11 protein-coding genes are annotated in these 10,258 nt (G+C 48.5%); 4 read left to right on the top strand and 7 right to left on the bottom strand.

Annotated features, from left to right (window positions below; translation table 11 throughout):
* Positions 1-59: 59 nt before the first annotated feature.
* Together VF724_RS20715 and VF724_RS20710 are read right to left on the bottom strand one after the other, a co-directional pair.
* On the bottom strand, positions 60-488 hold the full coding sequence (locus VF724_RS20715; protein ID WP_371756130.1) for a cupin domain-containing protein: 429 nt from the start codon (positions 486-488) through the stop codon (positions 60-62).
* Between the two features lie 21 nt (positions 489-509).
* Positions 510-1,349 (bottom strand): fumarylacetoacetate hydrolase family protein, encoded by an 840-nt coding sequence (locus tag VF724_RS20710; protein WP_371756129.1) that lies wholly within the window; start codon positions 1,347-1,349, stop codon positions 510-512.
* A gap of 196 nt (positions 1,350-1,545) precedes the next feature.
* Between VF724_RS20710 and VF724_RS20705 the strand changes: the two genes are divergently transcribed.
* Positions 1,546-2,319: an IclR family transcriptional regulator gene (locus VF724_RS20705; RefSeq protein WP_371756128.1), complete on the top strand. Its 774-nt coding sequence runs from the start codon at positions 1,546-1,548 to the stop codon at positions 2,317-2,319.
* A 102-nt stretch (positions 2,320-2,421) separates the two neighbouring features.
* Here the strand turns inward: VF724_RS20705 and VF724_RS20700 are convergent, their stop codons facing one another.
* Entirely contained in the window at positions 2,422-2,664 is a 243-nt protein-coding gene (locus VF724_RS20700) for a MoaD/ThiS family protein (RefSeq protein WP_371756127.1), read from the bottom strand.
* Positions 2,630-4,354, bottom strand: a complete 1,725-nt coding sequence (locus tag VF724_RS20695) for an aldehyde ferredoxin oxidoreductase C-terminal domain-containing protein (RefSeq protein ID WP_371756126.1) — start codon at positions 4,352-4,354, stop codon at positions 2,630-2,632. The genes VF724_RS20700 and VF724_RS20695 overlap by 35 nt, the downstream gene beginning before the upstream one ends.
* 220 nt (positions 4,355-4,574) lie before the next feature.
* On the opposite strand from VF724_RS20695, the gene VF724_RS20690 reads away from it, so the two are divergent.
* From VF724_RS20690 to VF724_RS20680, 3 genes are all read left to right on the top strand, one after another.
* Positions 4,575-5,309: a Crp/Fnr family transcriptional regulator gene (locus tag VF724_RS20690; RefSeq protein WP_371756125.1), complete on the top strand. Its 735-nt coding sequence runs from the start codon at positions 4,575-4,577 to the stop codon at positions 5,307-5,309.
* A gap of 345 nt (positions 5,310-5,654) precedes the next feature.
* On the top strand, positions 5,655-5,909 hold the full coding sequence (locus VF724_RS20685) for a globin family protein (RefSeq protein ID WP_371756124.1): 255 nt from the start codon (positions 5,655-5,657) through the stop codon (positions 5,907-5,909).
* 18 nt (positions 5,910-5,927) lie between these two features.
* Complete coding sequence (locus VF724_RS20680; protein ID WP_371756123.1) at positions 5,928-6,353, top strand: hypothetical protein; 426 nt, start codon at positions 5,928-5,930, stop codon at positions 6,351-6,353.
* Here the strand turns inward: VF724_RS20680 and VF724_RS20675 are convergent.
* The 3 genes from VF724_RS20675 to VF724_RS20665 are packed head-to-tail and all read right to left on the bottom strand — an operon-like array spanning position 6,237 to position 10,152.
* Entirely contained in the window at positions 6,237-6,521 is a 285-nt protein-coding gene (locus tag VF724_RS20675) for a copper resistance protein CopC (protein WP_371756132.1), read from the bottom strand. The two genes, VF724_RS20680 and VF724_RS20675, sit on opposite strands and share 117 nt — an antisense overlap.
* The gene (locus VF724_RS20670) at positions 6,518-8,809 is read right to left on the bottom strand and encodes a multicopper oxidase domain-containing protein (RefSeq protein ID WP_371756131.1); all 2,292 of its coding nucleotides are present in this window, start codon (positions 8,807-8,809) and stop codon (positions 6,518-6,520) included. Before VF724_RS20670 ends, VF724_RS20675 begins: the two co-directional genes overlap by 4 nt.
* A 26-nt stretch (positions 8,810-8,835) precedes the next feature.
* Positions 8,836-10,152 (bottom strand): plastocyanin/azurin family copper-binding protein, encoded by a 1,317-nt coding sequence (locus VF724_RS20665; RefSeq protein WP_371756122.1) that lies wholly within the window; start codon positions 10,150-10,152, stop codon positions 8,836-8,838.
* Positions 10,153-10,258 lie beyond the last annotated feature (106 nt).

Raw genomic sequence — 10,258 nt, 5'->3', positions numbered from 1 at the left:
ATTTTTCCGATTTTTTGCCCCCCTAGGGGGGCAACCTTATCCCTATTACTGGGGAATTTTTAACTGATTATTTTGGGGAATTCTATTTCGGTCTTGACACCTTCCACTCTGCCTGTGGCTCCATGACCTTTCATGATGAAACGGATGGCTGTTGTGGTATGACGGTGTGACGGTGCAATCTCCCCCGGCTTTACCGCCTGGACGGCGGCATAGAGCGTCTGGGTGGCGCCCCCCCATCCAACCGGCTCCAGATCTTTCATCCCCGGATTAATGAGAAAAAGGGCTCGCCGGTCCGCTCCTTTCCCAACCTCCAACAGCTGTTCAGCCTCCTCCAGATTCCTTTCAATGAGCTCGCGTTTCCATAGGTAAGGAACCGGCTTGGCTTTCGGCTCTACCGTATTCAGAAGGTGGATCGAAGACCAAAGCGGTCCAAGGTTGCCTGCATCCAACCTTTCATGGAATTGCTGCAGCTCCTTGGAAATCTCCATCCTGTTTGCCTCCTTTCTATTCTATTTGTAATCGACTGATACCGAAAATTCTCCAATCCCGTCGATTTGGATCCGTACCCGATCCCCCTTGGTGATCGGCCCTACACCCTCCGGGGTTCCGGTAGTGAGTATATCACCGGGCTCCAGCGTCATTACCGCTGAAGCGGCTTCAAAAAACTTGTAGCAGTCATAGATCAGATCCCGGGTATTCGCCGATTGACGCAACTCATTATTGACCCACAAACGCAAATCCAGCTCATTCGGATTACCGATCTCATCAATAGTAACCATCCACGGTCCGATTGGGGTGAACGTATCGAACGATTTGCGCCAAGGCCTGTCTTCGATCCCTCTCACCGTTATATCCATCAAGGCAAAATACCCGAAAATATATTCGGAGGCCTCCGATGCGGGAACGTCTTTCGCTCTTTTCCCGACGACAAAAGCAAGCTCAGCCTCATGGTCGGTACGCCGCTCCGGAAAAGGCAGCTTGACCGTCTCGCCCGGTCCGATGATCGATGATGGCGCTTTCAGGAAAAACCCCAAATTTTCAATGGTGTAAGCTGCATTATCGAACTGGGCATTCATTTCATCCTGATGCAGGTAATAATTGACCGGAGCAGCCACAATTTTTCCCGGTTTCGGTACGGGAGGCCTTAAATTCACGTTTGAAAGCGGATAGGAACGAGCCGTTACCAGGTAATCTTCTATATGCGACTTCAAATCCGCATAACATTCGAAGAGATTTTCCAGAGAAGCTTGCGGGTTCCAGCTGTCCCATTGTACAACAGCGCCGACATCAAATATCCTATCCCCTTTGACAACACCGAGTTGAAAATCATTGAATAAGGCAATCTTCACTTGTCTTTTCCCTCCATCTCGCAGAACGAGTTGAACATCTCATATTTATTAATTTCACAATAGCAAAAAAGGAAACTTCAGTCAATATTTTAACAATTAAAACTCACTGCTGTCGGCAAATGCGCACACTTTACTATCAAATTAATTTCTCGTATAGTGGGTTTAGTATTTCAATCATTTTCGGGAGGCCGCTTGCATGCGCGACGTTAATATGGGTTCCATCCGTTCCATTGACCGGGCCATCGATATCCTGCAAACCTTTTCCATCGAAAAGCCTTATCTTACTGTCGAAGAGATCGCAAAAGCAACAAAGATTCCCAATTCGACGGTTTATCGTATTTTGTGCACGCTGGAACGGCGGGGATTGGTGCAGTTCGATGAAAAAACAGCGACTTACAAACTTGGTTTGCGTATGCTGGAATTCAGTTACCACTTAAACTCAGTACTCGATATCAAACAGGAAGCGAAGGATTTATTGACCGAGCTGCATCAAAAAACGAATCAAACCGTACTTATGGCTGTCAGAGAGGGAGATCAAATCATATACATTTTTAAGAAAGAGAAATATGAGGGATTGAAATTCTCTTCCTATGTGGGACAGCGCCGCCCCTTTATTTACGGAATACTCGGTCCTGTTTTGCTGGCCCATCTGCCGGATGCGGAAATTACGCGCATTCTGAGCGTCCCAGTTCAAAAACATACGCAGTACACGGTTACGAATGAAGAACAGATCCTCGTTCGGCTTCGGAAAATCAAACAGGACGGATATTACATCGAGTCCAATGAAACAACTGTCGGCGTTACCGGAATTGGTGCTCCCGTCTTTGATATCAACGGGAAAGTCATGGCGGCGATTGGTGTAGTCGGACCCAGCATCCAAATCGATGATCAAATCGAGCATATTAAGCCCCTGCTGCTGGATACCTCCTGCAGGGTTTCGTTGAGGATGGGTTACCGCAGCGAACAGTGAATGATAACAAAAGCGTCTCCGACAGAAAACCATTTGTCGGAGACGCTTTTACATTTATGGCATTATCCCTATATAAGATTGTCTTTCTTTCATTAAGCTTGGTTAACCCCCGACCACCGGAACCATCAATAAAATATGATCGCCCTGCTGCAGGATTTCGTTCCCGTGCGCGATTTGGTTATTGATGAAAACCAGCGCTTCGACATCCCACTCAATTCCTATGGCTTCACAAAACTTGCGGATCGTTGTGTTGCTGTCCACTGTATACTCGGGCAGCAAATCCGTTTTCCATGGAATTAAGCTGCTGACTTTAACGGTCATGATCTGAGACTGAGGTGACGCCAATTTCATCAAGCTCCTCGTCCTTCACATCAAATTTTGTCCCGGCAGCCGGATTTTCCTCAAGGTACATGTATTCGGGAAGGCGGTCATCCGCCTTGGTGAATCCGGCTGCTTTATTGAACAAGTGTTCGTCCCGCAGGCATTTTCTTGCCATTGCCCGAATATCTTCCTCCGTGATTTCCTGACCAATGTATCCCGACACCAGATTGACAATATGGCGGAAATTGTCTTTGCCGAAAATGGCGCCGGAAGCCATATAGCAAATCCCCAAGCTGTCAACAATAACCGATATATGCTGAGCATCGTAGGATAGCTTAACCTGCCCTTCGGGGGAACGGTGATCCACCTGGGCGCGAATGGTCATGCCTGCAGTATGGTCCGCTCCTTGGGGAGAGGTTGCAAAGGTAACCCCCAAGCCCTTGATGCCGCGCGGTTCATATGCCGGCATTCCTTGGCCTTTTACAGCCGGAACCCGCCGTTCCCCGTAAATCTTGCCAACCATTACCGCTCCGCCGCCGATAATCCTTCCCAAAGGCTCGCCTTTCTCAAGAGCCAGCAGCATGTTCTTGGCTGCCTCGAAATCGCCGAAGCTTGCGATTCCCGCCTGCATGGCTACACCGATGGCTGCTCCGATTTCAATCGTATCGACGCAAAGCTCATTGCATAAGAGATTCAATTCTACAACTTGATCCAAATTGCCGATGCCAAGATTCGAGCCCAATAAACCGATATTCTCATACTCGATCGGAGTCGTTACTTTTTTACCCTGTTCATCCGGGAATATATTGGAGCACCTGATCGCACATCCCGGCATGCAGGCATGGGTCGTGCTGCCTTCCCCTCCCCGCTCGAGAATCATTTCACGCATCGTTTCGCCGCTGATATTTTCATGCTGTTCAAAGCTGCCCGTGGAAAAATTTCGGGTTGGCAGCGCGCCGAGTCGGTTGGTTGTTCTCACCATCGCCGATGTGCCCAATTCAGGATACAATTTGGAGGTTGCCGGATTTTCACGCAGCGCCTGCGCATAATTTTTCATCCCGTCCATAAACCTTTCGCGGTCCATGGGTTTGTTTCTTTCAATATCCGAATCATCCAAAATGATCGCCTTGACTCCCTTGGAGCCCCAAACCGCCCCGAGTCCTCCGCGGCCGTAAAAACGAGTCGGTGATCCGTCTTTGTCCAAATTGGTGACAGCCGCGGTATTCATCCTCATTTCACCGGAAACGCCGATCAGGCTGATCCCGACCTGCGTGCCATACTTGTTCATCAGGATTTGTGCGGATTGGCTCACTCTCAAGCCCAGGAGCTCATCGGCCGGTTCAAAACGGACACCGTTTTTATCGATAACGACCACCTGGTAGTCATCCCGGATACCTTCAATAATGATGGCCCGATAACCGAGACGCCCCATTTTCAGTCCTGCCGTACCGCCGGCATTACTTTCTTTCGTTCCTCCGGTCAACGGACTTTTGGCGCCGATGGAAGTTCGTTCCGCGCTGGAAGCAAGGGAACCGGTCAGCACACCATTTGCAATAATCACCTTATTGTGGGGACCGAGCGGATGGCAGGTTGGCGGCACTTCATCCAGCAGAATTTGCGAGGTTAATGCTCTTCCTCCCAGCAGCAAACGATCATGAGGAACAGTTTCCTCACGATAGCTCAAATCAGACATATTTATGCGTAAATACTTCATTTTCACAATCTCCTTTATGATATGACGAGGAAAAAAGATTCCGTTAGAAAAATCATAAGGAATCTTCAAAGTTCTGTCAATGAATGGACGCATAAATCTCGTTTGAGACTGCCGGCTTAAGATTTAATTCCGCATTGCTTTGTGATGAAGGTCACACTAAGATCTCCATTTTTTTATATAATCAAAACAACCCGATATACCGAAAGCAGGAATAGCTTTTTTGAACTTATCGGTACTTTTGGAAGAGAGGAACTTGATGCTGATGACGTTCGAATATCAAACTTGCCATAATGAATCATCCTGTATTCGCCGTGTTCCGGTATTTCAAGGATTGAGCGATGAGGAAATCATGGCCCTGCACAAAGTGACGAAATCACGAAGCTATGGGAAGGGAAATTTTGTATTTCGGGAAGGCGAGCAATCCGAAACGCTTTTTGTGCTAAACCGTGGAACGGTTAAAATTGTAAAGATATCCGATGAGGGGAAGGAACAAATCATTCGCCTGCTTTTTCCGGGTGATTTTTTCGGACTTTTCGCGCTGCTGCAGGAGAAAATACATTATGCCGATGCTGAAGTGCTTGAAACGGCGGAAGTGTGCTTGATCCAAAAGAAAGACTTCAAAGCAATAATTGAAAGCAATCCGCATATGGCCTATCGGTTTATGCTGGCGATCAGTGAAAGGCTTCAGCAAGCCGACGAATGGATCGGAACATTCAGCCTGCTGGAAGTGGAACGCAGATTGGCAAAAATGCTGCTTGCATTTTATAACCGCAGCAAAGCTCCGATTGTTCAGCTTCCCGTCCCCAAAAAAGAACTTGCGGCTCTATTGGGCACTACGCCGGAAACACTGAGCCGAAAGCTGGCACACTTTGAAAGTTTGAACATATTATCGCTTAAAAACCGCAAGGAAATCCGCATTTTGGATGCCGATGAATTGTCCCGTTATACAAAATAACACTGTTTCCGCAAATCCTCCCATCCATCGGATTCAATAAATTTTTATTTCATACAGATCGCACATCATTTTCCCCTCTATCGGGCAGCCCCTCGCAAAAGCAATCTTCAACAGCTATGAGCAAATGATCCGACTCCCCACGGATAATCTTGGAAATCCCAATCTTTAACTCGGAGAATAATTGAAAAAACTCTTCAACGGATTTTACCGGCATGCTTTCCCCGATTTTGCGGCCAACCGTGACGGTAGTCCCTTTTCCACCCATCGGCAGCCCTTGATGCAATCCGATTCTATGAACGACTTATTAAAAATCCTTATTACAGCAAGATATTCGCCGAAAGAAAAGTGGATATTGATGTGTTGAAGGAACGGCAAAGGGCGTTTATCGCCCGATTGGCTAATGATACCAGCCCCTTGTCAGAAAGCAGCGGGGAAGTGCAGCAGGTTCAAGAACGGCATCAATTCGGCATCGATCCGGGGAGAGCGGAAGACTGGATGAATCTGATGAAAGAAACTATGGAGGAAATGGGTTTAAAACAAGAAATTATGGCTCCATTGTTGGAAAAAATCCGTAACAACAATTTGCTTATATCCTTATAACTGGGAGGATATTGAATTATGCAAATCAATTCCATGACTTTTAACGAGAGCTTTATCCTGCCGATCTTGGACAATAAAGTTTCAAAGGCAGTACAGTTTTCATTTCCAGAGGGAAAAGTTTTGGAAAAACACAACAATTTAACGGAAACCAAACCGGAAACAAAAAATTCGATCGCGCCGCAACTGCAATCGTTCATCCAGGAACACGAAGATTTGTCAAAGGTTTTGGATGAAACCGGCGGGGATTTTGATACTTCCTTATATACAAGGGCAGATCAAATGATTGAAGAGGAACTGGACAAGCATTTTCGTTATGAGGAGGAGATTTTATTTCCCGTTCTTGGCAAGTATATCGGTACAGGCGCGCGATTGTTCGACTTTTCCCACGGCAAACCAATAGGATCCTGTCACTTGATGTCCGTCAATCGATGTGACTCTATATGAAACCGTATAAATACCGTCAGATAATTTAGGAAGGCTCAGCGTAGAATCAGACAGAATCCCATCATGCTGAAAAAAACAAAGAAACGCTTTAACTTCCCCATTCGATCCACACAGATTGCTGCTTCGTTTGAGAGAAGGAACAGCCCCCTGGGGGGCTGTCTCCTTTATTTGGCATTGACTTTCAAATAACCCAATCCGCCTTTTGTTGCGTCATTCATTTGATGCGTCAACATAAGATAAGTTCCTGCATCGGCTTTCAGATCGGTTTCGACCGTTCCGCCCGGCGGCACGAGTACGGTTTGTACGCCTGTACGCAGATTTTTCGGATTTCCGTCCAAATAGACGTTGTCGAAAATTTCACCGATCACATGCCAAGCGGCAAAGTCATTCACCCCTGCATTGACAAAATAAAAGCGGATATTTTCTCCTGCTGCAGCGGTTAACGGATGCTCAAGATAATGCTGGGCCACACCGTTTAAAGCGACGGCAACCGGTTTGCCTTCGACCAGTTCCTGAACGCTTGCGCCGGCTTTATACCATTCATTCTGAATGACGACATACTCTTTGCCGGAAGGCTTATATCCCGGCGGGTCAACAATCACGGCGCCGAACATGCCGTTGGCGATATGCATGATGACCGGATCCGCGCTGCAATGGTAGTAGAACAAGCCCGGATAATTCGCTTTAAATTCGAAGGTTTCACTTTCACCCGGCAGAATAGGCTTATGAAATGTGCCCATATCCATCTGTCCGGCATGGAAGTCAAGTCCGTGCGACATTTCCGGATCCTTATTCTCCAGCGTTATCCGCACCGTATCCCCTTGATTGACCCGCACGATGGGCGCCGGAACCTGACCGTTGAACGTCCAGACCTTTCTTTTGTCGCCAGGCGCCACTTCCATCATTGCTCTTTCCGCTGCCAGATGAACCTCCACTACTTGCCCCTTTTCGGGCTGCGCAGGCGCCGCTGGATCGAAGGCTGTTGCTTCAACCGGAGCGGAAAGCGGAGTCACCGCATCCTTTGTAATAACCGGGGGCTGCATTGCATCCAATTCAATATGGGACGAGCTGACCGGAGTCGCCTGCTTCGTGTTTGTGTTTCCCATGTCCATGCTCGCGTGGTTTTCGGACGTATCCTGTGCCGGGCGTTCTCCGTTCAAATAACGGATTGACGACAGTTGTGCCGGAAACGACCATTTGCCGGCGGCTTTATCATATTTGCCGTCGAGAGCCTTGCCGAATTCTGTATTCTGCTGATGCAAGCGTGCTTTTTCTTTGGCTGAAGCTTTTTTCCAATCGGCGCTGTTCAACTGCATTTTTTCAAGCAGAAACTGCGGATCGCCGTCCCAAATCAGGGCATGCGGATCATCGTCATGAATATGTCCTTCCACCGGAATTCTCGGAGCGGTTTGATTCGGATCAAACTTGTCATTGCCGTCTCCGCGCATATGCATCAGCATGCCGCCCGGATAAACCCCTTTATCCGTTACGTCCAACGAATTGTGGTCATGCCACGGCCAAACCCCGTCCCGCCCTTTGACCAGCAAGTCGTAGGTTTCTCCCGGAGCAATATCGATCGTGTCCGCTGAATAGGGAAGCGGCAATTGATACCCGTCCTTTTCAATGACGACGAAATGTGTGCCGTGCAGGTGCAAAGAGTGATTTTCAAACCCGGCATTAATCAACCTCACACGGGCAATTTCTCCTTCTTTGACGTACATATCAGGAACCGCCATACCGGATTTGCCGTTGACGACAAAATAATTGTAGTTCGGCTTTTCCGTCAAATTGGCCAAACCCCGGTTCGTATCCCACTCATCCACCATTTGGACAAATTCTTTGTCCCATGTCGGCTTTTCGGTATCCTCAACGATCAGCGCACCGTACATTCCCATATCCTGATGCAGGGAGGTTTGCACATGACAGTGATACCAGTGGGTCCCCGCCTCTTTGGCAACGTACTCATAGGTGAATTCCGTATTTGGCATAATATACGCACCCGTAATATGAGGCACCCCGTCATTCAAATCATCCAAGCCTGTAATCCCGTGAGAGTGCAGGGAATGGGGCTGGGTTGTATCGTTCTTGATGTGAATTCTGACCAGATCGCCTTTTTTCACGCGAATCGTCGGTCCCGGCACAGTGGCCGGCTGTCCTTCCAAGCCGTAGGCCCATGCCTTCACTACGACGCCGGGAGTGATTTCCCAATCGATTTCCTCGATGTGAAAATTAAAATCGCGTACCTCGCCGGTCATTTCTTCTTTTTTAACCGTGCCTCCAATCCATTCGTCCCGCATTTCGTTCACCGCGTCGTCAACCGTCCACAGCGGCTCGAGCGGCTGTTTAACCGATGGGTTTAACGCGGATTGGGCTTCAATCGGAATGGGGTTGTCAAACAGGACTCCGTACGATGTGAGAAGAAGTCCGGCTGTTATCGCGGAAAGCAGTTTTGTCATTCTCAGCAATTTGTTCGAACCCCCTTCTATTTCACGATTACGGTGCCGGTCATGAACGGATGAAACGAGCAGTGGTACTTGTAAGTGCCGGGTTGAGCAAAGGTATAGCTGAAGGACTCTCCTTTGATAAAACCATCCTTCTTCTCGTTTCTGGAATCGAAGGTATCCCCGACGATCGAATGAGCCGAGCCTTCATCATTGATCCATATGACCTTTGTGCCGGCCGTTACAGTGATCGTGTCAGGGGAAAAGGTGAAATTCGCAATGTGAACAACATTTCCTTCAACCGCTTTACCGCTATCTGCCGATTCGTTTGTCGAAGTGCTTGCTGATGCCGAGCTGTTGGTCAAAGGTTGTGAGCCCGTTTGAGCGCTTGCCGTTCCAGTCGGTTTTCCAACCTTGAGGATGCCCAGTCCACCCTTCATCGCGTCCTTCATGGAATGCGTCAATATCGCATAGGTCCCGGTGTCCGCATACAAATCGCTGACAACCGCTCCCCCCGGCGGAACCGCAACGGTTTGCACGCCATAAAGTGTATTCTTCGGGTTGCCGTCCAGCATGACCTGATCGAATATGGTTCCAATCACGTGGAAGGCCGAGAAGTGATTGATGCCCGCGTTGACGAAATAGAACCGGACTTTCTCACCCGGGTCTGCCGTCAGCGGTTTGTCGACATATTGCGCGGCCACCCCGTTAAAGGCAATCGCTTGTGGCGATTCCTCCAACAATGCCTGCAAATTCGTGGAATGCTCGTACCATTCGCTTTGGATCAATACATATTCCTTTCCCTCCGGCTTATATCCGGGCGGGTCGACGATAACCGCCCCGAACATCCCGTTCGCAATATGCATAATCACCGGATCGGCGCTGCAATGGTAATAAAACACACCGGGATATTCGGCCTTCCAGTCGAACGATACGCTTTCACCCGGTTTGATGGGTTTATGGTAAGTACCCATATCCATTTGACCTGCGTGAAAATCAAGACCATGCACCATGTCCGGATCCCTGTTGACTAATGTAAAGTGGACCGTGTCCCCTTGGTTCACACGCAATGTGGGAGCTGGAACCTGCCCATTGAATGTCCATACCTCTTTCACAACCCCGGGTGAAACTTCCAGTTTTGCCCTTATGGCTTCAAGGGTAAAATTGACCACCTTGCCTTTTTCCGGCTGTGCCGGCGCTACAGGGTCGAAAGGAACCGCTTGATTGACCGCGGTTTGTACGGGGACTGCATCGGGTGTGACAATGCGTTTACTTGGAGCGGCCGCGGCAATTGACGAGAAGCTGCCGAGAACGATTGCCAAGCTGACCGCCAAGCGCAAAAAAACTTGTAAGCTCATACTCTCTTCCTCCCTCAATAAATTAATGTTTTCTTCGTTTTTCTCGCTTTTACGCATGTTTTCATCTTTGACGCACGAAGCGCTTGAGGATAATATTTGACGAAGA

Origin of the sequence: Ferviditalea candida (genome assembly GCF_035282765.1) — a bacterium.
Taxonomy (GTDB): Bacteria; Bacillota; Bacilli; order Paenibacillales; family KCTC-25726; genus Ferviditalea; species Ferviditalea candida.
This window is presented reverse-complemented; position numbering and strand designations above follow the sequence as displayed.

Bases quoted from the DNA above. Each gene is read 5' to 3' on its own strand.
- VF724_RS20715 (WP_371756130.1), bottom strand. From the start codon at position 488: ATGGAGATTTCCAAGGAGCTGCAGCAATTCCATGAAAGGTTGGATGCA.
- VF724_RS20695 (WP_371756126.1), bottom strand. From the start codon at position 4,354: ATGAAGTATTTACGCATAAATATGTCTGATTTGAGCTATCGTGAGGAA.
- VF724_RS20705 (WP_371756128.1), top strand. From the start codon at position 1,546: ATGCGCGACGTTAATATGGGTTCCATCCGTTCCATTGACCGGGCCATC.
- VF724_RS20665 (WP_371756122.1), bottom strand. From the start codon at position 10,152: ATGAGCTTACAAGTTTTTTTGCGCTTGGCGGTCAGCTTGGCAATCGTT.
- VF724_RS20670 (WP_371756131.1), bottom strand. From the start codon at position 8,809: ATGACAAAACTGCTTTCCGCGATAACAGCCGGACTTCTTCTCACATCG.
- VF724_RS20680 (WP_371756123.1), top strand. From the start codon at position 5,928: ATGCAAATCAATTCCATGACTTTTAACGAGAGCTTTATCCTGCCGATC.